Source organism: Streptomyces sp. NPDC034049 (assembly GCF_055575575.1).
This window is the reverse complement of the sequence record NZ_JBVISJ010000032.1, coordinates 1-22,676: the sequence shown is the minus strand read 5'-3', so window position 1 is coordinate 22,676 and position 22,676 is coordinate 1. Positions and strand designations below refer to the sequence as shown.

Below are 22,676 nucleotides of genomic sequence, written 5' to 3'. Positions count from 1 at the left end.
CGCAGTCCCATCGCCTACGAGACAGCACTCGACACAACATCAACTACCCTGGCCCAAGCCGCATAGCCCGTGTCCAAGATTCCGGGTCAAGGCCCCCGAGACCAGCCAGGGCATCGACGCCGGCAAAAAGATCAAAGGGCGCAAGCGGCATCTGATCACGGACACCCTCGGCCTGGTGCTGGCCGTCCTCGTTACCGCCGCGAACGTCCACGACACCACCGGCGGCAAGCTCCTGCTCGACGACCTGGCCGGGGCGCATCCCAGCGTCACCAAGGTGTGGGCCGACGGCGGTTACCAGAACAGCATCTTCAACCACGGCGCCCGGTTGGGCATCGATGTCGAGGTGGTTCAGCGGTCGCGGACGAAGGGGTTCGAGCCGCTGCCGAAGCGGTGGGTGATCGAGCGGACCTTCGGCTGGCTCATGCAGCACCGCCGCCTGGCGCGGGACTACGAAGCCCTCCCGCAGAGGGCGAGAGCGATGATCCACTGGGCGATGGCTAACAAAATGTCCCGCGAACTGACCGGAGAATCCGTACCAACCTGGCGAATCGAAACGGGCATCCCTCTCACATCGGCGTGAACACTGATCAGATGCTCTCTAAGCTTGTCGTTTATCGACCGGGGTCGAACGTGGCTCGAACTTGATCAGCTTTTTCGCACATCAGCGGACACGTATGCGGCCTTCGTCTGATCCTGTGCTCCGTCACAGAGTGGATCAGCGCGAAGGCCGTGGTCGTGAGTTTGGTGCATCAGGATGTCCTGCGGGATGCGTTCGCGGAAGTGTCACACTTCCGGTCGGAGCTGTACGCGTGCATGACCGCGCGGGGCGACGCGTTGTTCGAGTTGTGCGACGCGCTGCTGTGCACGGACGGGCCGGTGCGGACGCTGGTTGATCTCGCCCTCGCGCCGGAACACCGCCGTGGGCACGGGGCTCTGTACGGCGGGCTCAACCAGGGCCGGATCGACGTCGCTCGGCTGCGTCGGGCGCTGGTCACGGTGCCGTTGCCGAGGGCGGCGAATGGTCGGCTCGTGTTGGCGGTGGATGTCTCGCCGTGGCTGCGACCGGACGCCAACACGTGTGCTGACCGGGCCTTTTGCCACACGTTCGGGCGGGGTGGGGGCAAGCATCAGATGGTGCCGGGCTGGCCGTACTCAGTGGTGGCCGCGCTGGAGACCGGCCGCACGTCCTGGACAGCAGTGTTGGACGCCCTCCGTCTGGAACCCGGCGCCGATGTCGCCGCGGTGACCACGGTGCAGATCCGCGAGGTCGTCGAACGGCTGGTAGCCGCCGGCCAGTGGCGGCCGGGTGACCCCGAGGTCCTGGTCGTGCTGGACGCCGGATACGACGCCCCGCGCATCGCCCACCTGCTGGATGACCTGCCCGTGGAAATCCTCGGCCGACTCCGCTCAGACCGGGTGATGCGTCGTCCGACCCCCTCCCGCAAGGAGTTCAGCCTGGCCAACCCCAAGGGCGGCCGACCACCCAAGCACGGCGGCGAGTTCGTCTTCGGCGATCCCGCAACCTGGGGCACCGAGCAGGCCGTGAAGGCCACGGACACCCGCCTCTACGGGAAGGCGACCGCGCGGGCCTGGGACCGGCTGCACCCACGGCTGACCCGCCGGGCTGCATGGCTCGACCACGACGGGCCGCTGCCCATCATCGAGGGCACCGTCATCCGCCTGGTGGTGGAAAAGCTGCCCAGCGGCGGGGTCAACAAGCCGGTCTGGCTGTGGTGGTCGCGCACCGGAGTCACCGAAGCGGACGTCGACCGCTGCTGGCAGTCCTTCCTGCGCCGTTTCGACATCGAGCACACATTTCGCCTGTTCAAGCAGACCCTCGGGTGGACCAAGCCCCGGCTTCGCAGCTCCGAGGCGGCCGACAGGTGGACGTGGCTGGTGATCGCCGCCTATGCCCAACTCCGGCTCGCCCGCCCCCTGGCCACCGACCTCCGAAGGCCCTGGGAGAAGCCGACCGAGCCGAACAAACTGACACCCGCCCGCGTCCGCAGAGGGTTCAGGAACCTGTGCACGAAGGCCGGCTCACCGACCGGTGCACCGAAACCATCCCGTCCCGGGCCCGGCCGGCCACCGGGTTCGAAGAACCGACACTCCGCCGCCCGTCACGACGTGGGCAGAGTCCTCGCCACCGGCGAGGCATACAGCCGCCCCGCCCACCACAAGACCGGCACCAAACCCCGTCGTGGGAGCGGCACTGACACCATTGACCGAGCCCCGTAGCCTGCTCTGGCGCAGAACGGCGTGCTCTTCTGCGGGAGACTCGGCGGGAGACTGGAGCCCCGGATGACAGGTGGCGGCAGGTCGAGTACGGATATCGGTGGCGGCCACATCGGGCTGGTCGTCACGATCATTGCCCTGGTCGTCATTGCCAGTTTCTCGGGCCCTCGCTGGACTTTGATCGCCGCGGGATGCTTGGCCGCCTGGTTCGTCCTCGCGCTGACCATCATCCGCATCAGGGGTGGACGGGGCGGAGAAGCCGTTCGACGGGCTTACGTCGCCACTTTCGGCTGGGGCGACTACGTCACCCCCTGATGGGGTTAAACGACAAGGTCAGTGCCTGTTTCTGAACCCTTATCAGCAGGTCAGAGGCCGCCACTAGGTCACCGGTATGGCCCACCAGTTCGGGCGGCCCCGCCTGCACGGCCCACACGATAGGAGCATCCCGGCATATCAGGCCTGGACCTCCGTCAAGGAAGGGAGACGTCATGCGCCGTCTCAGCACCGCCCTGTTGGGAGCCGCCGTACTCGTCGGCATCTTTGCCATTCCCGCCCACGCCGTCCATGCCACCGCAGCACCTACTGCATCCGCAGCTGCTCCCACCGACCTCTTGCCTCCCGGGATCTCACTGCCCGACATCAAGATCCCCGAGATCAAACTGCCCGAGATCAAGCTGCCCGAGATCCCCGGTGTCGAGCTGCCCGAGGTCCCCGGTGTCGAGCTGTCCGGACTTTCCGACTGACCGAGGTGCGGTCATCTAACGCGGTGTGAAGCTCAGCGCTGAGGCCAACGCCCGCCGGCCCCACCGCATCCAACCGGCCCACACCGTGCTCTCACCAGCGGCAGCAGATGACGAAGGACGCAGCAGCGCTGACGAACTGTGCACGGATGTGATGAGCCAGATCGGGGTGTAACCAAGCGGGAGGCCATCGGCCGCGCATGCCCCGCCGCCGCCCGTATTCGACCACCGAGGGCCCACCCTCCCAGAACGGGGTGGGGCGGAGGCGCACGGCACCATCGGCAGATGGCCTCCCCACTCGCAGCCCCACCAACCCACCCGAATCACCCGCGCTCAGCTCGCCTTGCTCGCGCTGCGGTTCATCGACGCACCATGAGTGGACGCCCCTCGTTTCATACGCTCAGGACATGACGTTGACGGCTCAGGAGCTCGAGGATCAGAAAGAGATCTGGGAGCTGATCACAGCGAACTCGCGGCGCGTCTGGCACGGCAGTGGGAGTCGGGCGCGAAGGTAGACACCAAGGTGATCTCCCTGGTGCTGCGCCGCCACAGCCGTGCGCAGCCTCTGGAGCACGGCTACGAGCGGTTTGAGCTCGCGGAGGCGACCATGCCAGTGGGGTCCTCGCCGGGCTCCAGGAAGACCGGCACGATGATGCGGGCGACCTTGGTGGAGCCGTCGCGGTTGAGCCGGAGCGCCCGGCCGATGTTCTGGACGATCTCGACCTGGGAGCCGCGGGTGTCGGCGAAGCAGATCAAGTTGATTCCCCGCTCGCCGGTGATGTCGACGCCTTCCCCGAGAACGCGAACGCTGGCGAGGAAGGCGCGGTGGACCCGGCGTCCGGCCGCGTTGTTGCCGTTGGTGAAAGAAAGAGCAATGGCCAGCTCATGGACAGTGAGTCATCGACATGGGTGTGCAGGATCGTTCAGGCTTTTGCGCGCCCCTTTCGCGCCGGTATCACCGGCGGCCTGAGCCCGTAGGCCACGCCTCCACCCAGAATGGTGAGTTAATTATCGCCTCTACGCGCTGACCTGCACAGACGTCGGGCAGGAAGTCGATGCGTCACGGATTTCCCCGCGCCCTCTGGACGGTTCGACACGGCTTCTGCCAGCCTTATTCGTGACGGAAAGCAGGGCCTCCGAAGGGGAAGCAGAATACCGATGGCGATGGCACATCAGATTGTCCTGGTGTCCGGCAGTATCCGCCGCGACTCGTTGAACAGGCGCTTGCTTTCGGTATTTGAAAGCATTTCGAAAAGCCAATCCCATTTCGTGCGGCCCACTTATCTCGACATCAGTCGTCTCCCTTTTTACGACGGCGACAGAGAGACGGAGAACGTACCCGCCGAGGTGATTGAGGCGAGGCGGACAGTGACTTCCTGCGGCGGCCTCGTCATCGCCACTCCTGAGTACAACGGAGCGCCGTCGGGCATCCTCCAGAATGCCCTCGACTGGCTCTCCCGCCCCTGGGGTGACAGCCCGCTGACCGGCAAACCGGCGGTCACGCTCAGCGCGTCCCCCGGACAGGGAGGAGCGCGGTGTGCCCAGGACCGGCTGCGGCAGATCCTGAGCCGTTCTGGAGCTCATCCGGTCGGCGAACCCCTCGCCGTGCCGTGCGCCGACTGGCTGTGGGACCCGGAACTCACCGACAGCCAATCCCTTTTGGCCGGCCAGCTCACGGTCTTGCTGGAGACGCTGCTGTCGGCTTACATACCCACTCCGTCGAACTGACTCGTTCGATCACCGAACTGACCCGTTTGGCCTCCGAACTGACTCGTTCGATTGCCGGGCTGACCCCGTTCCTCCGCTGAACAGTGGTCGCCCCCTCAAAAGCCGCTCCTCGTCTCCGCCGGGGAGTGACCGCTGTGCCATCCGCCGGGTGGTGCACCACGTACCGCCGACTCAGACAGGGAGGTGAGTTCCATGCGCAAGCCCGTCCGCTGCGACCCGTGGCCCTGGATCAGCTAGTCCCTTGGTTCGCCCGCTGACCCGTGGTCAGCGGGCGAACTCCGGACCCGAGGCGGCCGCCGTCCTTCGGGGAGTCCTTCAGGCTCTCCCCCTCGGTACGGCGGCCGCCTCACCGCATCGTCTCCGTCCCGTGCCCGGAAGGAACCATCGGTCGTCCATGGATCTCACCGAACGCATCACCCGTATCGTCCATCAACCAGGCCGTGGCCTCGTCGCGTGCGACGCGCTCGGCAACGTCCACCTGCTGGACAACGACCTGAACCTGCTGGCCTCCTCCGGTGCCACGTCCAGTGCGCAGGCGCCGGCCGGGGCACCCGTCTTCGCCATGGTCGTGACCGACCGGTGGATCATCACCAGGGACAAACTCGGCACCATCTCCCGCTGGGACGCCGAGAGCCTGCACCTGCTCGACCGGCTCGACGCCGCCGCCCCCTGCGACCGCGCCCACCTCATGGACGGCGAGGAGCCGTCGCCCACCATGGTGCGCGGCATCGGCGTGTGGAACGGCAAGGTCTACCTCAGCAACGGCTACTTCCAGCTCCTGATCCTGGACCTGGAGACCTTCGCCGTGCAAAGCGTCCAGCCGTGGAACCCCAGGCTCGCCCGACTGGAATGGTTCTGCACCGACGCGCCGGACGTCCAGGCCGTCGCCGACCGCAGCGGCCGCGTCTACATCGGCTCACTCGATGACCTGGACTTCCCCGTCGTGAGCCAGGTCGACAGCTCCAACATCCACCGGCTGCTGTACGACCGCCGCCACCACCGGTTCTGGGCCACGCTCGACGGCGGCACCGGTGATGACCGGGGCATCCGCAACGGCGTGGCCACCGTCGGCCTCGACGGGCAGGTCCTGGAGCGCTCCCTCTTCGCCCGCAACGACGTGGAGGCGATGGCGTTCTCGCCGGACTTCTCCAAGGCGTACGTCGGCGGCTTCGACGGCGAGCTGCTCATCTTCGACAACACCTCGCCCGAGCTGCGCATCGACAAGCGGATCGGCGGCTTCAGCCACCAGATCTTCGACTGTGCCGTCGACGACGACGGCAACGTGCACGTCCTCACGCAGGACGGGGAGATCGCCAAGTTCGATCCCGACGGCAACCACCTCACCCACCTCGGCTACCGGCGCCAGTGCGCCTGGGACATCCGACCCGTGCCCGGCCACGAGGGACGGTTCGCGGTGGCGACGGACGACGGGGCGGCTCTCGTCGACGTGGTGGAGCCGTGCCCGGGGCACCCCGCCCTGCACCTGGCAGCGCACGACGCGAGCGGCTCCGGTTTCACCCGCCGTATCCTGCCCACCGAGGACGGCTGGTTCGGCATCGCTTGGCCACGCGAGGTCTTCCGCGTGACGGGTGAGCGGCGCGCATGGTCCGTCGAGTTGCCGGACATCGTCCACACACTCGCCGTGTCCCCCGACGGCACCCGCCTACTGGCGGCCTGCAACGCGGGCGGCATCGAGCTGGACGCGGACACGGGAAGGGAAGTCGGCCGGATCGACGACCTGCCCGCCTCGGCCTGGGTGAGCGGCTATCTCCCGGACGGCCGGCGCCTGCTCGGTACCCGCAACGGCCTCCTGCGCGCGTACGACGCGGAAGGCGCCGTGACGTGGAAGCTCGACCTGGGCGGCTACCCCAAGCGCCTTGACGTGGTCGGCGACGACCGCATCCGGGTCACGGGCTCCGGCGGCGTGAAGGAGTACCTTGCCGACGCCGAGAAGATGGACCGGCAGTTCGTCGAACTCTTCGACAACACCGTGGAGACCGCCACCCTGATCGACGACACGCTGTGCGCCGTCTCCTACGGCATGCAGCTCGGCGCCTTCGACTACGCCACCGGTGAGCTGGTCGGCTTCGTCGAGGATCTGCCCGACTTCACCAAGAGCGTCGCCTCGTTCCACGACTCCACCGGCGCGCCCATCGTCGTCGCCGGCGGCCGCGGCGGCTTCCTGCGGCTGTACCGCCTGGACCGCGGCAACCCCGAGCAGGTCCTTCGGCCCCTGCGGGAACTGTGGCTCCCGCGGACCCGGGCATCCGGCTCTTTCGACGTCCGAGCGGCGGTCGACGGCGCGGACATCCGATGAGCCGGGCCGGCGAGTCCGGGGAGGAGACCAGCAGAGCCGGCGCCGACGTCGGCGCCCCGACCACCCTGGAGGACCGGGAGCCCTCACCGCTGAAAGACCGCCGCTTCCGTGTCTTCGCCACGGGAAACGCGCTGAACAACGTGGGCGAGTCCGTCTACGCCACGGTACTGCCGCTGATGGTCTACGACCTGACCGGCTCCCTGGCCTCAATGTCCCTGCTGGCTGCGGCCGTCCCCGTGAGCCTGGTCGCCGCACCCTGGCTCGGCTCCGCGGCCGACCGGTGGGGGCCCCGCGTCCTGGTGGTGCCCGGACTGCTGATGCAGGCGACGGGCGCCATCGCGATGAACCTGTGCATGACGGCCGGATACTCCCCGACCTGGCTGCTGTTCGGCTGCGCGCTGCTGGTGGCGCTCGGCGGTTCCGCCTACCTCACCGGCTGGGTCACCGGCGTACCGGCCATGTTCCGCCAGTGTCCGGTCCGCGCCCGAGGCACCCTGAACAGCATCTTCTTCGCCACCACCGTGGCCGGGCCGCTGCTCACCGCCACCCTGCTGCCGTGGACCGGCTACGCGGGCCTGCTGTGGCTGAACATCATCACCTTCGCGGCGCCCATCGCCGTCTGGGCGATGGGCGTTCATCCCCCGCGCCGGGCAGTGCAGCCCGGGGGACGGGCGCGCGCCGGGCACGGGCTGCGTGAGGGGTGGCGGGCCGTCAGCTCCGACCAGCGGCTGCTGACCATGACCGTCGTCCACGTCCTGCTGGCGCTGGTCTGTGGCGCCGGGCTGCAAGCCCTGGTCGTCTACGACCTGCGGGACTCATGGCAGCTGTCCGGCTCGGCGGCGTCGGCGGTGATCCTGGGCAGCAACTCGTGCATGCTGCTGGGCAATCTGCTGGTGGCCCAGCGCGCCACCTTCCGGCCCCGCCTGTCCCTGACGGCCGGAACCGCTCTGCGGGCCCTGACGCTCTTCCTGCTCATGGCACCGCTGTGGCCCGTCTTCTTCGGGGCACTGGCGCTGGGCGCACTCGGCCAGGGCGCGGTGCTCAGCACGGTGGTGATGATGCGCGTGAAGTACCTGCCGCAAGAAGTACTGGGGCGCTCCTCGGGGCTGCTGTCCCTGCTGGCTGGCGGCGCGGCCCTGCTGTCACCGGTCGTCACCCCCGTGCTCAGCCACGCCCTCGGCGTCCGCGGGGCCTTCTGCGCCCTGGGCGTCCTGTCGCTGAGCACGCTCTGGTACCTGCGCCGCACCTGGGCGGCCTGGGAAGCCGCGGACCGGGCCTCCCCTGCCGGCTCCCGCCTTCCTTCAGCGGACGCCGCACCACGGGAGAGGACATGACGCCCATCGCACGCACCTCCGACACCACGACAGAAGCGGCACTCACGACGACCGGCCTGCCAGGAAGAGACTCGGGCGGACCACCTTCACCCGCCCCCAAGGCACACAAGGGGACGACCGCACGGATCCGCGCTTCCGTCGCCGTACCGGTCCGCTGCGACGGCCGGGTCCACCCCGCCACCCTGACGACCTTCCACGACCTCGTGGACGGCCGAGAACACCTCGCCGTGCTGCTCGGCCCCACCACTTTCTCCGTCCCGCTGGTGCGGCTGCACTCCGAATGCCTCACCGGGGACGTCTTCGCCTCCGAGCGCTGTGACTGCGGTGCCCAGCTGGAGGAGGCGCTGGCCCGGATCACCGAGACCGGCGGCGTCCTGTTGTACCTGCGGCAGGAGGGCCGGGGCATCGGCCTCTACAACAAACTCGACGCCTACAACCTCCAGGGCCACGGCCTGGACACCTACGCCGCCAACCGCGCGCTCGGGCTGGCGGAGGACGCCCGGGACTACACGGCGGCCGCGCAGATGCTCACCGCCCTCGGGCACCACGAGATCGATCTGCTCACCAACAACCCCGACAAGCGGCTCCAGCTGGAACGCCACGGCATCCGGGTCCGTTCCGTGGTGCCCACCGGCGTCCACATGACGGCGCACAACACCGCGTACCTGGAGGCCAAAGCCACGATCACCGCACACACGCTTTCCACGGAAGGAACTCAGACATGATCCGCCACCAGGGCCCCATCAGCGGCATCGCAACGCAGGGCGGCCGGTACGTGGCCACCGCCGGCTACGACAACCAGATCATCCTGTGGGAGGCCAAGACGCGGTGGCCCCTGGCCCGCGCGGTCCACGACCACCTCGCCAACCAGGTCACGTTCAGCCCGGACGGCCGGTATCTGCTCAGCTCGTCCAGTGACTACACCGCCCGCCTGTGGTCGGTGCCCGATCTCAAGCTGCGGGCCGTGCTGTCCGACCACGAAGACGACGTGGAGATGTCCGTCTTCCACCCCTCCCGGGAACTGCTCGCCACGGCCTCCCGCGACCACCACGTGCGGGTGTACGACTACGCCGGGACGTCGGTGGCCCGTTTCACCGGTCACCGGGCCGACGTCATCTCGGTGGAGTGGCTGACCGGCAGCGACGAACTGGTCTCCTCCAGTGACGACGGGACGGTGAAACGCTGGTCGCTGGCGACCGGTGGCCTCACCGCCGACATCGACCTCGACGGCGTCGAGACCGACACCATCGCGATCACCGCCTCGGGGCTGGTGTACGCGGGCAACGACAAAGGCGAAGTCGTGGCCCTGGCCGACGGCGGCACACAGGCCTTCCCGGCACACGAGGCCGGCATCAAACGACTGGTGTGGAACGAGAAAGCGGCTTCCCTGGTCAGTCTCAGCTACGACCGGACGCTGAAAATCTGGCGGATCGGCTCCGCCGACGGCCGCCCCGCCCTGGCCCGCACGGCGGTGCTCCCGGCGCAGGTCTGGCCGCGTTCCTGCGCGTTCCTCGACCAGGGAACGCTGGTGTTCGGCACGTTCGGCTCCTCGTACGCCGTGTACAACATCGCCCGTGACGCCTGGGACCTGGACGGCGTCGAGCCGACGTCGGCGCTGAACGCGGTCACGGTGGCCGGTGGCCGTGTGTACACCGTCGGGGACTCCGGAGTCGTCCACACCGACGGCGAGCCCACCGCCCGGACGGGCAGCCTGTGCAACTTCCTGGTCGCCGTCGGCGGCCGTGTCCTGACCGGCGGTCAGCTGGGCAGGCTGTTCGACGCCGACACGGGCGCGGTCCTGCTGGAGCACCGCTCGCCGCTGAACTGCGCGGCCGCCTTCGAACGGGACGGGGTGCCCCACGTCGTCGTCGGCGCATACACGGGCGAAGGTCTGGTGCTGCGGGTCGACGGGGACGAGGTGCAGCACATCGCGACGCTGCCGCTGCACGCCAACGCCGTCAAAGGGGTCGCCGTGAGCGACGGAACGCTCTTCGCGGTGTGCGCGGACACGGCCGCTGCCTGGTTCCGCACCGACACGCTCGCCCAGACCGCCCGGCTGGAAGGCGCGCACGGACGGATCGCCAACGGCTGCGCGGCGCTACCCGGCGGGCGCTTCGTGAGCGTCAGCCGCGACCTGAAGCTGCGGTTGTGGCAGGGCACCGAGGCGCTGCCCCTGCCCACCCCGCACGACCACTCCGTCAAGTGCGTGGCGGCGTCGGCGGACGGGCGGCACATCGCCACCGGGTCCTACTTCGGCACGCTCGCCGTCCACGACACGGTGACCGGAACCTGGCGCGTCACTCGGCCCACGACCGCCGGGATCTCCGGCCTCCACTACGACGCGGCCGCCGACCGCTTCCTGGCCACCTCTTACGACGGCGGTGTCCACGAACCGCCCCGCTGAACGAAGGAGCGCGATGCCCAACCCCCCGTACGACAACATCAACGCCCTCGAGGACCGCCAGGCCATGGGCCTCCACAAGGCCTACAGCGACCGGCTGGACCCCCGCCGTATGCACCAGCAGTGCCGCCGCCTCACCGGTGTCGACCCCGCCGCCCTGGCGCAGGCCGCCGAGGACATCGCCGTCGCCCCCGAGACCCGCCTCGCGGCCGGTACCCTGCTCGCCCTGCACGGCGATCCCCGCATCGACGTCGACTCGCCCGTCATGCTCGACGTCCCCGCCAGGAAGGTTCGCCTGGGGCTGCCACCCCAGCGGGTGGAGTCGGTGATCGCGGCCTGGCGGCACGTCGGGGTGCGGCGGGAGTGGATCGCCAAGGAGACACCCGAGCACACGGTGGACATCGCCGCGTTCCGCATCGCCCGCTACCCGGTCACCAACGGCGAGTACCGCACCTTCCTCCTGGAGACCAAGTCCCCCTGGCTGCCCACCTCCTGGCAGTTCGGCGTCCACCCCGTCCACCTGTCCAACCACCCCGTGTGGACGGTCCCGCCGCAGGCCGCCGACGCCTACGCCGGCTGGCTCTCGCGCCGGACGGGCCGCCGCTTCCGGCTGCCCACCGAAGCGGAGTGGGAGTACGCGGCCAGCGGCGGCGACGGACGCGAGTACCCGTGGGGAGAGCACCTCGCCGCCGACGCCGCCAACACCGTGGAGAGCGGACCGCTCACCACCACCCCGGTCGGCGTCCACCCCGCCGGACGCAGTCCCTTCGGCGCCGACGACATGGGCGGCAACGTCGAGGAGTACGTCAGCGACGACTACCGCCCCTACCCCGGCGGGCAGCGGATCGCCGACGACCTGACGTCGGACGGCCGCCCCTACCGCGTGGCACGCGGGGGCAGCTTCACCCGCTACGCCGACCTCGCCCGCTGCCGCCGCCGGCACGGCTGGTACCCGAAGGCCGTGTACGCGATGGGGTTCCGGCTGGCGGAAAGCCCCGCGTGAGCCCTCGACACGTGCCCTGCGACCGACCCCGCCCCACAGAAGCCAGGAGCACACCATGACCGGACCCCCCGGCGACATCCCCCTCGGCACCATCGGAAGGACCCAAGTCAGCGCCGCGTCCCCGGCCACGGGCCGCGAACGGCTCGGCACAGTGGACGACTTCGTCGCGGTCCTCAGTGACTTCGACCGTCGCGCCCGCGTCTGCCTCACCGACCCCAGGACGACCGTCGACACAGCGCTCTACCTCGACTACATCACCGCCCAGGTGATGCCCTGGTCACGGGAGGAGATCGACGTCCTGGCCAAGGTGACGGCCGAACTCGACACCCTGCTGACCGGCCGTTGGCCGGACCTGCTGCCCCCCGCGGTTCACCTGGTCAAGACCACCGGCCAGGAAGAGAGCCGCGCCGCCTACACGCGGAACGCCGACACCGTCGTGCTCCCCGCGGCGAAGATCACCCCGGCCCTCGGTCCCTCCGCGGGCGGAGACCCCCTCTTCCCCCGCAGCAACACCACTGGCCTGCGCGACATCCTGCTCCACGAACTCTTCCACGTGATCAGCAAGAACAGTCCGAGGCAGCGCAAGACCCTGTACGGCTTGATCGGCTACACCCAGCTCGACAGGGCCGTCCCGCTCCCCGAGGTGCCCTGGCCCGCCCCCGACTCCCCGACCACCCTGCCGGACCTCAAGATCACCAACCCCGACAGCCCGAACCTGGACGTCTCCATCACGCTCCCCGTGCCCTCGGAAACGGGGACGAGGGCAGAGTCTGCCGAGCGCCCCATGTTGCCCGTGCTCACCGCCAGCGGCCCCTACCGCGGCGGAAGCTTCTTCTCATACATCACCTGGTCGTTCCTCGCTCTGAAGCAGGACGGGAGCAGCTGGGCAGTGGACAAGGGGTCCGACGGACGCCCGCTGTCGTACGTCATGACACCGGGCGGCGAGCTGTGGGAGGCCTACCTGAACCGCGTCGGCAGGAACGCCCAGGGCGAGCTGTTCCACCCGGACGAAGTGATCGCCCAGAACTTCGTCCCCGCCGCCCTGCTGCCGTCTCTGGGGCTGCTGTCTCAGGTGGACCAGGCCTTCGGCGAGTCCTGAGCAGCCGGTCAGTCCGAAAGCGGCAGCACCTCGGTGCCCAGTGGTGGTGGCCTGCTGTGGTTGGGCTTGTGGTCGGGGCTATTGCGCAGAGGCTGTGGGTTGAGCGGTCAGGGGTGGCGGTCGTGCATCCAGCCGACGTGCTCTCCAGAGCCGTGGATGGGGTGCCAGGCGGCCTCGGACGGCCCGTGCTGGAGCACGTCGACCAACGGCGCGGCCAGGACGGGAACGTCGCTCATAAAGGCAGCCACTGCCGGTTGGGTGGCGGCTGCGCGCAGGGCGTCGATGCGCGTGGCGACACCGTTGGGGCCGGTGCCGTCCAGGACGAACAGCACCCGGGGGAACAGGGGGTAGGACCGCCGCCACTCCTCCCGCGCCAGCCCCTGCAACGCTGTCGGGCGTCGGCCGACGGGCTGGGGTGTGTAGGAGTGCAGGCGGGCGTAGGCGCCGAGTTTCGCCGCCAGGCGTTCCGGCCCCATGGTGGCCCGGTCGACCTCCACGAACGCGCGCAGCATCACCCCCTCGTCGCCCTCACGGCCGCGCCGGTAGTACAGCAGTGCGTCGGGGATGACGGCCTCCCCGCCGCCGAGGGGGTGGTGGACTTCCGGTATCCAGTCCAGCGGCCGGCACACGTCCCCCCGGGTACGGGCGTCCTGGAGGAAGGCCAGGCCGGTCTCGGTCACGGTCAGCCCGTGCCCGACCCGCAACCGTACAGCGGTGCGGTCCGACACCGTCCTCGACGCCCGCCGCCCCCGCAACTCCGGCCAGGCTGATGCCACCTGCCCCCCGTACGCGGTGGGAAACCACACCCGTGTCCGGCCGGCCTGCGGCAGGGTGACCCGGTCGACGAGTCCTTCACCGCGCAGTTTCACCAGGCGCCGGCGGGTCTGCTCGATCCGCACGCCCGGCGAACACACAAGGTGCACCTGCTCGGTCGTCGCCATCCGGTACTGCACCAGCACTGCCAACGCCAGCCGGTCCCCGCCACCTGCATCCACATCCGCCAACACCACGTCCGCTCCCGCCCGTACGGTGCGGCGCACCTTCTTGTTTCGGCGCCGCGCGTACGACCGAGAGCACCAGCCTGCCCCGACCAGAACAGCGACCACGCAGGCCCGACCACGGTAACGATGCGACAACACCGCCCCCGACCGGGCCGTCATCCCCGCCGACAACCCCTCCCACAACGGTCCGCACCCACTCCGGTACCGGCCTGCATACCCGCAGGTCACCACGTGCTTTTGGCTGTGGTCGGTAGCCCGACATCCCCCTCTGCACACCCCCTGCGCTGGCCCCGGACCGGAAGAAGGAGAAGGGAACGGGAGGGACGGGGCGGGCGGTGCGGCCGGGGGATCGGGGCGGGTCTTGGTCCTGTTGCGCGTCGGCAGGGGCCGCCGCGCTCCGGCGCCGCACGAGGCGGCGGACGAGGCGGCGCACCAGGAGGAGCAGGCGCCGGCGGGGTGCGGCTGCCGGGGAAGTCAGCGTGCAGGATGCGGAGCTGGTCCGGTGTCATCCTGGCCGTCGTGGTCCTGACGGTGCTCGTGCTCGTACCGGGCGCGGGCCTCATTCATGGCGCGCTGCCAGCTGCGTTCGCTGCCTCCGTGCTCGCGTGCGAGACGTGCGGCCATGCCGCGCCGGTACCCGCCGGCTGCACGGAGCTCCTCGATGACGACGGCGACGGCCCGGTCCCGTTGGGCGCGGCCGTGCCCGCCTCCGTGGTTGCCCCGGCCGTCCCCTGGAGGGCGTCCAGCGGCCTGGAGACGGCCGGTGCCTACGTCCTCCTGCCACGCCGTCCAGAACGCCTCCACGTCCTCCTGGACGTAGTAGTGCGTGCGGTCCAGCGTGCACGCCACCTCCGGGAACCGGCGCTCTGCGGGGTACTGCTCACGCTGGGCGTACCAGCGGGCCACGGTCGCTGTGAGTGGGCGGTGGGGGAGCAGCGGGTGGGCGTCAGCGGGATTGCGGTGTGGTGGCCTGGTAGCGGCCTTGGACGGGGTGTTGGTTGCTGTCGTGGGGTGACCAAGCGGCTGTTGTGGTGTGGCTAGCAGGTCGGGTTGTGGCTGTCATGGGTTTCGCTGTTCCTGTGTGAGTGCTTGTCGGGGTCGGGTGGGCTGGCGGGTATGACGCAGGGGGTTTCGGCGGGGGCTGGTGCGGGTCCGGCTGCTGGTGGTGTGCCAGTGGGGGGTGCGCGGTTGGCGCGGGGGTGTGGTGGTGCGGCGGCTTCTTGCGGTGGAGGGGCAGGGGGCGTTGTCGACGCTGCATGTGCGGATCGCGGCGGAGCTGGCGGGGGTGTCGGAGCGGACGGTGTGGCGGTGGCTGGCGGAGGGGCGCCGGGGTCAGGTTGAGGCGCGGCCGCGGCAGGACGGGTTTTCGCTGAGTGACGCCTTGTGGAAGGTCCTCGGGGAGGCGGGCGGGAACGTCGCGGAGTTGCGGCGCAGGATGCTTGCAGCTCAGGAACATGGAGTGTTGCAGGAGTGGGGTGCGCGGTGCGTGCCGTCGATTCCGACGCTGCACCGTGTGATCAAGCGGGATCTGGGGGCGGGCCGGGTGCTGGAGGTGGCGCGTCCGGCGGGAGCCCGTGCTGGGGTGGAGCCGAGTCCGTATGACCGGGCGCTGGCGGAATTGGGGCTCACAGACGGGGTGGGCGGACCGCTGGTGGTCGAGGAGCTGGCCGGCGATACGTCTGCGGCGCAGGGCCAGCCAGATGCCGCAGCAGGCGCCGAGGGTGCGGGGGTTCGGGCCAGTGGTGTGCGGTTGTATGTGCCGGGGGCGCGGCTGGTGTCGACGCGGCAGGTGGCCGGGGTGGTGGAGGCGGTAGGGCATACGGTCGCGGCCCGCGGGATGTGCTGTGTGTTCGGGGATCCGGGCCTGGGCAAGTCGGTCGCGGTGGAGCAGGCGGTGCGCCTTCTGCCCGGACGGGTGCCGGTGTGGCGGGCGGTGGCCGGGGTCGCGCCCGGGCTGCCGCAGTTGCGGGCTGAGCTGTGTGAGGCGCTCGGCCTGCCGTCGGGGGCGCTGACGCACCGGTCCGGGCCGGCCGGCCAGGCTCTGGTGCGAGCGTTGGCGGAGCCGGGGGTGCTGGTCGTCGATGACGCCCAGCGGCTGACACCGCCCTTGCTGGACTATCTGCGGCAGTTGTGGGACGCGCCGGGCTGTGCGGCGGCGCTGGTGCTGTGCGGGGCGGGAAGCGAACGCGCTGTGACACGGGCGTCGGCGCTGCGCTCGCGGGTGCTGACCTGGCACCAGGTCGGCCGGCTCGAGCCATCGCAACTACTACAGACGCTGAGCCTGTTCCATCCCGTGTGGGCGCAGGCGGACCCGGACGAGGTGGCGCGGGTGGATGAGCAGCGGGCGCACGGCAATTTCCGCACCTGGGCGAAGATCACATCGCATGTGTACGCGGCCCGTGAGCGCGACCCCGCACGGCAGGTGGACGGGGAGCTGATCGAGCAGGCCTGCGCGCGTCTGGGCCCCTACCCGTGACCGCCCGGACTGCACGCAGAGCCGATGTACGGGTCTCCGCCTGTTGGTGACGAGGTGACGAGGTGACGGGGCAGCCGAAGACGACGCTCCACGCAAGCGGATGAGGACGAAAGGGGGCATGGGGTGGAGGGGCAGCCGCTGGCGCCGCCGGGGGATCCGGCCGGTGTGCTGGGCGAGGAGTCGTTGAGGGCGTTGCGGGCGCCGGCGGTGCGTCGGCTGCTGGTGCTGCGCGGTGAGCGGCGGTTGTCGCGGGAGCATGTGCGCCTGGCCGGGGAGTGTCTGGGGGTGTCGGAGCGGACGGTGTGGCGGTGGCTGGCGGAGGCTTCCCGCTCGCCGCGGGCCGCGCTGCGTCCCGGTGAGCGCCGTGGTGGCCGGTTCGAGGTCACAGGGGAGATCCGGGTGCTGCTGGCGTACTGGCACGGCAACGCCTCCGCCGTGCACCGCCAGTTGGTGGCCCGGGCCGAGAACAGCAGCCATGACGGGTCGGCAACACCACGTGGATCCGTGGCTCCTCCTGGGGGCGCGCCGCTGGCGGCGGTGCCGTTGCTGGAGCCGGTGCCGTCGCTGTCGACGTTCCTGCGCGCGGTGCGCCGTGATCTCACCGCGGGGGAGCGGGCGGGTCTTGCCGCGGGAGCGGACGCGGCCCGCGCGCACGACGTCTTCGCCAAACGGGCGATCTCGTGGCGCAATCACGTGTGGGAGGCCGACCATGTGCAGGCGCCGCTGCTGGTCGATGCCGACGGCGACCTGGTGCGCCCGTGGGTGACCTGGTTCATCGACACCGCCACCAAAGTCATCACCGGCACCGCCGTCACGCCCGGTACTCCGTCCCGCGCCTCGGTGCTGGCCGCGCTGCGCGCCGCCGTGCTGCGCGAGGACCCGTATGGTCCGGCGGGAGGGACCCCGGAGGAGGTGAGGGTGGACCGGGGCAAAGATTTCCTGTCGGCCACCGTGACCGCGGCGTTCGGCACGATGGGCGTGACGGTGAAGGACCTTCCCGCCTACAGCCCTCATCTCAAGGGCACGGTGGAAAACCTCAACCGGGCCGTTGACCGGATGCTGTTCGCGGCCCTGCCCGGTTACACCCTCACCCCCGCCACACTCCGCCCCGGCCGGCGACGCAAAAGGGCGGGCCGCAACCCGGAGGTGTCCGGGGCATTGTCGTTTGAGGACTTCACCGCGCAGGTGCTGGCCTGGACGGCCTGGTGGAACACCGAGCACCGGCCCCGGGCACTGTCCGGCCGTACGCCGCTGGAGGCGTGGCAGGCCGATCCGACCCCCGTCACGGACGTTCCCGCGGCCGATCTGTGGACGTTCACGCTGGAGGAGGACGGCCGGACGCGGAGGCTGTCCAGTCATGGGGTGCGGTGGCGTGGGCGCACCTACATCGCGCCCTGGATGACCGGCCAGGCCGGCCGTACCGTCACCGTGCGCTACATGCCGCACCACGACCACGAGATCGACGTCTGCGACGCCCACGGCGCGTATCTCGGGCCCGCGCACCTCGCGGACGCGGCCACTCCCGAACAACTGGCGGCCGTGCGCGCGGCCCGCGCGCAGCGGGCCCGACGCCTGCGCGCGGAGGTGAAGGCAGCCGAGACGCTGCGCCGACAACGGTTCGCCCCCGCCACCACCGCCCGGCCGGCCCAGCGGCTGGGAGCGCTCACCTCCATCCAGGCCGAGCACGAACTGGCCGCCGCTGAGCACGCCGACGCCGCGAAGCTGGCCCTGCCGGACCTGATCCCGCCCGCCGCACCCCCGGCCGACTGGCGCACCCCGCCCTCCCTCACCACCCGGACCACACCCCGTCGGCCCGCTCCGGCCCCGCCCGAGTACGCCCCTGACAACCCGCCCTCTCGGGTGCCGGCTCCTGACGCACGCGACGACGGAGACGCCTTGTGACCGCGCCCTCCTACCAGTACGTCGACCTGCCGGACGCGTCCGTGGTCACCACCCGCGCCCTGCTCACCGCCCGGGAGAACATCACCGACACCGTCGCCGCCCGCGCCATGATGTGCCTCCACGGCGGCGCCGGCTTCGGCAAGACCCTGGCGGTCAATGTCTGCCTGCGCGACCTGGAGCACGAGGACGTCCGCAGGATCACCTTCCGGGCCCGGCCCACCGCCCGCGCGGTGCGCTACGAACTGTTCACCGCACTCGACCTGCCCGGCCAGCCCCCGCGCCACCCCAGCGAGTTCGACCGCCTGCTGAAAACCGCCCTGGCCGAACGCCCCCGCACCTTCCTGGTGGATGAGGCCCAGTGGCTCAACGGGGAGGCGTTCGAGTACTTCCGCTACCTGTGGGACGAACCCTCCACCCAGCTCGCCATCATCTTCGTCGGCGGCGAGGGCTGCCACACCGTGCTGCGTCGCGAGGCGATGCTCTCCTCCCGCATCTTCATCTGGCAGCACGTCACCCGCCTCACCCCCAGCGAGGTCCTCGAGACGATCCCGCTGTTCCACCCGGTCTGGGCCGACGCCGACCCCGACGACATCACCTTCGCCGACAGCCGCGCCGCACACGGCAACTTCCGCGCCTGGGCGAGACTGACCGCACACACCCGCACCGCACTTGCCCGCACCGGCCGCCCCCGCGTCGACCAGGAAGTGCTGCGCTGGGCCTTCAGCCGCCTGGGCGCCTCACCGTAGTAGTGACAGTCGGTGAGGGCGAGAGCCCATGACGGCTGCGCGGGCGGATCGGGCATGGAGAGTGCCTCACGGAGAGGGTGAGGTCGGCCAGCAGCGGGAGGGGACGGCAATGGGTACCGAGGGCCGGGTGGCAGGCCGGGTTGCGGGGTGCGTCGTGGCTGCCTGCACCGTCGTACACGGCTTCATCCCGGCTGCTACCCGACCCATTCTCAAGGAACGCTGGGGCCCGATCCCGAGGCTGGCGATGGAGCCGGGGGCGGGCGGGGTTATCAGGTTGCGCGGGTACGGGTGAAGCCGATGCCCGGTCCTGATCGGTGCGGGCGATCGGCTTCACGTGGCCAGGTGCGCCAACACCTGGCCCTCCCTGTGTGCGGTGGTTGGAGCCAGTAGCAATCAGGGACCAGCACGTCCTGCGTACGCGGGCCGTGCTCGTACGACGAGTCTGCCCGTTGATTCGAGACCTGATATCTGTATGAGCGGCACGAAATTGAATCAACCCAGGTCAGTGGTGTGTGGCTCCAGCAGGAGCGCGACAACAAGGAGTACGACGTCATGCACCCTCTTACTTACTCATCGCGCGGACCGGTATTCTGAGGGCAGCGCTGTGACCTGCAGTTTTTGATGCGGCAGCACGGTCCGAGCGAATTGCAGCCGCCAGGGGCGTTGTGTCGCCCGTTCGTGGTAGGGACCTGTGCGGTCCTGTGACCTGCATCTTTAAATGCGGCCGCCTTCCTGGGCGGCCTCTTCCTGTGTTCTCTTCGTCGACGGCACGTACGACGGCGATCCCTTGGCGCGTTGGTGAGCCAATGTTTTGAGGGGCTGTCAGCCGTGACGTAGCGGCTGGGATGCTGGCAGGCAGCAGGGCCCTTTTCCGTGTAGGGGAGCGCCAACTCCCGTTCAGCGTGCGGTAGGGCCATCAGTTGGAGCCAGTAGCACCGTCCGGCGATCTGTGGTCGCCGGACGGTGATTAGGGAAGGTCCTCATGGGCACAAAGCCCTCTGCCGCGGCGAGTTCCGCGGCGACCGAGCCGGCGGCACCCGGCCTCGACACCGGTGTCTTCGGTGTACCGCACGCCGCGGTGATCATCGCGTGCATCATCACCGCCGCCGTCCTCGCTCCGGCCGGTCTGGGCGTCCGCGACGTGCTGTTCCTCCTCTCAGGCGCCGGCGGTATCGGAGCCACGATCGTGCTGGCCGTAGCGAACGGCCGTTCCGCCGGCCGGCTGGGCCGCCTCGTGCGCGCCTACTTCCAGGCGGGAAACTGAGGTGGCCGCGGTGGGACGACCTGAGAAGCCGGTCGACCGCTCGGTTCCCGCCTGCGCCGAACTCGCTGACTTCCTGCGCGCTTTGAAAGCCGAAGCCGGCCTGACCTACGAGTGGATGGCCACGGCGACCGGTGGCGCGCCGTCGAAAGCGACCCTCGAGCGGGCCGCCTCAGGGCGCAGTGTTCCGGCCTGGGACACCGTCGCCGCATACGTCTCGCTCACGATGACACCCACCACATGGCTCGTCCCGTGGGACCCCATGCGCCGTGCCCGGTCGCTGTGGATCTGCGCGCGCCGGGCGGCCCGGGCGCCGTACTACCTCCACAAGGCCCCGGACCCACAGATGGTCTGGGGCGTGGCGGACTTCAGCCGGGCACTGCGCGATCAACACGTCTGGGCCGGCTGCCCCACACCCGGAGAGATGCAACGGATGGCCGGCCCGGGCGTGCTGCCGAGCAGTACCACCCGCCGCATCATCCAAGGCCACATCCTGCCCGTCGATCCGGCGCAGGCCATCGCCTTCCTCACCATCTGTCACGCTCGCGACCTGCTGTCGTGGATCGAAGCAGGACGCCGGGCCCTGGAGAAGGATCGGCCGCATGACGTAGGCACCTACGCCTGGGTCAAAGCCCACAAAAGCATGCTCGCCAGGCAGGCCGAGTCCGACGACACGGCACTCGCTGACGCCCCCAACGTCGCGTAGAGCGATGACCCGACAGCCGGCCCCGGGATGGGGAGACCTCTCGTGGGCGCCCACCGGCCCTGACGGTTCCACTGACCGTCGCCAGGACGGAGAACAAGCCGGGCGCGGAGCGGTGTGGCATGAGGGGGCGTGTACGGATACGGCACCGGCCCCTTCCCTGGAGGAAGGGGCCGGTGGCTTTGGTAGCAGGGACAGGATTTGAACCTGCGACCTCTGGGTTATGAGCCCAGCGAGCTACCGAGCTGCTCCACCCCGCGTCGGTGCGCCCAGGTTATGTCATCGGGGAAGCGGCGGCGGGGATTTACCGGCCCAGCCGGCGGCGGGACTCGATGGCCGGGGGCCCTCCCTGCCCCCCCTTCTTGGTAGGGCGGCGTGGACGCGGGTCGGCAGCGGTGGGTGCGGCGGGGTTCCGGGGCCCGCGTTCTGTGCTCCGGTGGCGGGCCGGTGTTCTGGGCTGTCTCGGGCCGGCTGCCGGTGCGGCATTGCGGCTCGAGGACTGCCATGACCGGGGGATCGAGGACGTCATGGGCACGATCGACGTCCTCTAGTTCATCTTCGTGGTGTGCGAGCTGCAGTATCCGAAGCAGACAGCGTTGACCTGCAAGTTCTGGCTTTTCGAGGGAGTGGGCCGGGGTGGGGAGGTGTCCTTGGCCAGTGCGGGCCGCCAACTTGACATGCCGCGCCAATACATGCTCTGACCTGCAGGAACGGTGGTTTCTTGAGGGTGTGGGGGTTCAAGATTCACTTGGCGGCGGGATACGCGGTTGTCAGTGCCTGTCGGGACAGTAGTTGAAGACGAGTGGCCCGCCTCTTGTCAGCGCTAATGGAGATCCATGTGCGCTGACAGGGGCGGGCCTTCGTCGTGAGGGTCCCGCGTGATGGACGAAGTTGGGAGAGTAGGGGAAGTGGGACCCGCACATTCGCGTGATCGCTTCAGTGCTGCCCGGGGCGGTGGCGCATGAATGCCCAGACGGTGATGACGCTTGCGCCGGCTGCGGTCACGGTGATCGTGATCTTGTTCTGTGCCGTGCGCAAGGTGCTCAAGGAGGCGGAGGCCTTGCTGCTTGCTCTGGTGCCGGTCATTCATGCGCTGGGCAAGGTGCGTACGGCCTGGCAGCAGACCCGCCGGCCGCAGGACGGCGGCGTCGGCGAGGTGGAAGGGGAGGAGGAGCCTCATGCTCTCCCCTGAACAGTGGCAGGAGGTGCGCCGCCTGCATGCCGAAGGCATGCCGATCAAGCAGATCGCCCGCAGCCGGCACATCGCCCCCAACACGGTGCGCCGCCTGATCCGCAGCCCGCAGCCGCCCCGGTACCAGCGGCCCGAACGCGCCTCCGTGGCCGCGCCGTTCGAGCCGCGGATCCTGCGGCTGCTCAAGAACGATCCGACCCTGTCCGCTGCGGACATCGCATGGCGGATCAACTGGCCGGCCTCGGCGAGCCTGCTGCGCGCGCACGTGGCCCGCCTGCGCAAGAGTCTGCCCCCGCCTGAGCCGGCACCTCGGCTGCAGGCACAGCAGATGTCTGCCGCCCTGGCGTATGGCGGCCTCGATCCGGGGTGGGCGGAGATCGGTGTGTGGTGGCCGGAGCAGGAGTTCGACGTCGGTCACGGGCAGGTGCGCACCTGCCCGGTACTGTCAATCCCCTCCGAACGTGGAGACCTTCCTATGCAGCCAGTTCCTCGGTGAGGCTGGCTCGGTGGTCGTGTTCGTAGTCGATCGGGCTCTTGA

At 69.8% G+C, this 22,676-nt stretch carries 20 protein-coding genes, 1 tRNA gene and 1 pseudogene; 18 read left to right on the top strand and 4 right to left on the bottom strand.

The features are described from left to right. The 4 genes from ACZ52C_RS41300 to ACZ52C_RS41285 form a co-directional block, all read left to right on the top strand. Nucleotides 1–580: IS5 family transposase (locus tag ACZ52C_RS41300; RefSeq protein ID WP_469079673.1), on the top strand; the 580-nt coding region annotated here is incomplete at its 5' end. A 155-nt stretch (nt 581–735) separates the two neighbouring features. After that, entirely contained in the window at nt 736–2,238 is a 1,503-nt protein-coding gene (locus ACZ52C_RS41295; protein ID WP_469079672.1) for an NF041680 family putative transposase, read from the top strand. A gap of 63 nt (nt 2,239–2,301) precedes the next feature. Then, nucleotides 2,302–2,550: a hypothetical protein gene (locus tag ACZ52C_RS41290; RefSeq protein WP_469079671.1), complete on the top strand. Its 249-nt coding sequence runs from the start codon at nt 2,302–2,304 to the stop codon at nt 2,548–2,550. A gap of 173 nt (nt 2,551–2,723) precedes the next feature. Continuing rightward, nucleotides 2,724–2,978, top strand: a complete 255-nt coding sequence (locus ACZ52C_RS41285; protein ID WP_469079670.1) for a hypothetical protein — start codon at nt 2,724–2,726, stop codon at nt 2,976–2,978. Between the two features lie 550 nt (nt 2,979–3,528). On the opposite strand, the pseudogene ACZ52C_RS41280 reads toward ACZ52C_RS41285, so the two are convergent. After that, a pseudogene (locus ACZ52C_RS41280) lies at nt 3,529–3,839 on the bottom strand (DEAD/DEAH box helicase); the annotation flags it as partial. 294 nt (nt 3,840–4,133) lie between these two features. On the opposite strand from ACZ52C_RS41280, the gene ACZ52C_RS41275 reads away from it, so the two are divergent. The 7 genes from ACZ52C_RS41275 (at nt 4,134) to ACZ52C_RS41245 (ending at nt 12,857) form a co-directional block, all read left to right on the top strand. Then, the gene (locus ACZ52C_RS41275) at nt 4,134–4,703 is read left to right on the top strand and encodes an NADPH-dependent FMN reductase (RefSeq protein ID WP_469079669.1); all 570 of its coding nucleotides are present in this window, start codon (nt 4,134–4,136) and stop codon (nt 4,701–4,703) included. A 394-nt stretch (nt 4,704–5,097) separates the two neighbouring features. Beyond that, nucleotides 5,098–7,020 carry a WD40 repeat domain-containing protein gene (locus ACZ52C_RS41270; protein WP_469079668.1) on the top strand — a complete coding sequence of 641 codons (1,923 nt, stop codon included), beginning with the start codon at nt 5,098–5,100 and terminating at the stop codon, nt 7,018–7,020. Next, nucleotides 7,017–8,354, top strand: coding sequence for an MFS transporter (locus ACZ52C_RS41265; protein ID WP_469079667.1), 1,338 nt, complete (start codon nt 7,017–7,019; stop codon nt 8,352–8,354). Before ACZ52C_RS41270 ends, ACZ52C_RS41265 begins: the two co-directional genes overlap by 4 nt. Then, on the top strand, nt 8,351–9,079 hold the full coding sequence (locus ACZ52C_RS41260; protein WP_469079666.1) for a GTP cyclohydrolase II: 729 nt from the start codon (nt 8,351–8,353) through the stop codon (nt 9,077–9,079). Before ACZ52C_RS41265 ends, ACZ52C_RS41260 begins: the two co-directional genes overlap by 4 nt. Beyond that, nucleotides 9,076–10,758, top strand: coding sequence for a WD40 repeat domain-containing protein (locus ACZ52C_RS41255; RefSeq protein WP_469079665.1), 1,683 nt, complete (start codon nt 9,076–9,078; stop codon nt 10,756–10,758). The genes ACZ52C_RS41260 and ACZ52C_RS41255 overlap by 4 nt, the downstream gene beginning before the upstream one ends. 13 nt (nt 10,759–10,771) lie before the next feature. Further along, entirely contained in the window at nt 10,772–11,758 is a 987-nt protein-coding gene (locus ACZ52C_RS41250) for a formylglycine-generating enzyme family protein (protein ID WP_469079664.1), read from the top strand. A gap of 55 nt (nt 11,759–11,813) precedes the next feature. Further along, nucleotides 11,814–12,857, top strand: a complete 1,044-nt coding sequence (locus ACZ52C_RS41245) for a hypothetical protein (RefSeq protein ID WP_469079663.1) — start codon at nt 11,814–11,816, stop codon at nt 12,855–12,857. A 107-nt stretch (nt 12,858–12,964) separates the two neighbouring features. Here ACZ52C_RS41245 and ACZ52C_RS41240 read toward each other — a convergent pair whose 3' ends face one another. Together ACZ52C_RS41240 and ACZ52C_RS41235 are read right to left on the bottom strand one after the other, a co-directional pair. After that, nucleotides 12,965–13,867 (bottom strand): replication-relaxation family protein, encoded by a 903-nt coding sequence (locus tag ACZ52C_RS41240; RefSeq protein WP_469079662.1) that lies wholly within the window; start codon nt 13,865–13,867, stop codon nt 12,965–12,967. 465 nt (nt 13,868–14,332) lie between these two features. Continuing rightward, on the bottom strand, nt 14,333–14,764 hold the full coding sequence (locus ACZ52C_RS41235) for a hypothetical protein (RefSeq protein ID WP_469079661.1): 432 nt from the start codon (nt 14,762–14,764) through the stop codon (nt 14,333–14,335). Between the two features lie 238 nt (nt 14,765–15,002). Between ACZ52C_RS41235 and ACZ52C_RS41230 the strand changes: the two genes are divergently transcribed. The 5 genes from ACZ52C_RS41230 (at nt 15,003) to ACZ52C_RS41210 (ending at nt 20,949) form a co-directional block, all read left to right on the top strand. Beyond that, nucleotides 15,003–16,334, top strand: coding sequence for an AAA family ATPase (locus ACZ52C_RS41230; protein WP_469079660.1), 1,332 nt, complete (start codon nt 15,003–15,005; stop codon nt 16,332–16,334). Nucleotides 16,335–16,541: 207 nt separating this feature from the next. Then, a complete protein-coding gene (locus tag ACZ52C_RS41225; protein WP_469079674.1) occupies nt 16,542–18,236 on the top strand; it encodes a transposase in 1,695 nt (564 codons plus the stop codon). Then, nucleotides 18,233–18,982: an AAA family ATPase gene (locus tag ACZ52C_RS41220; protein WP_469079659.1), complete on the top strand. Its 750-nt coding sequence runs from the start codon at nt 18,233–18,235 to the stop codon at nt 18,980–18,982. Before ACZ52C_RS41225 ends, ACZ52C_RS41220 begins: the two co-directional genes overlap by 4 nt. A gap of 982 nt (nt 18,983–19,964) precedes the next feature. Next, nucleotides 19,965–20,246 (top strand): hypothetical protein, encoded by a 282-nt coding sequence (locus ACZ52C_RS41215; protein ID WP_469079658.1) that lies wholly within the window; start codon nt 19,965–19,967, stop codon nt 20,244–20,246. Nucleotides 20,247–20,256: 10 nt separating this feature from the next. After that, a complete protein-coding gene (locus ACZ52C_RS41210) occupies nt 20,257–20,949 on the top strand; it encodes a helix-turn-helix domain-containing protein (protein WP_469079657.1) in 693 nt (230 codons plus the stop codon). Between the two features lie 180 nt (nt 20,950–21,129). Here the strand turns inward: ACZ52C_RS41210 and ACZ52C_RS41205 are convergent. After that, nucleotides 21,130–21,206 (bottom strand) — tRNA-Met (locus ACZ52C_RS41205). A gap of 701 nt (nt 21,207–21,907) precedes the next feature. On the opposite strand from ACZ52C_RS41205, the gene ACZ52C_RS41200 reads away from it, so the two are divergent. Together ACZ52C_RS41200 and ACZ52C_RS41195 are read left to right on the top strand one after the other, a co-directional pair. Then, a complete protein-coding gene (locus ACZ52C_RS41200; protein ID WP_319595498.1) occupies nt 21,908–22,138 on the top strand; it encodes a hypothetical protein in 231 nt (76 codons plus the stop codon). Beyond that, nucleotides 22,125–22,634 carry a helix-turn-helix domain-containing protein gene (locus tag ACZ52C_RS41195; protein WP_469079656.1) on the top strand — a complete coding sequence of 170 codons (510 nt, stop codon included), beginning with the start codon at nt 22,125–22,127 and terminating at the stop codon, nt 22,632–22,634. Before ACZ52C_RS41200 ends, ACZ52C_RS41195 begins: the two co-directional genes overlap by 14 nt. Nucleotides 22,635–22,676 lie beyond the last annotated feature (42 nt).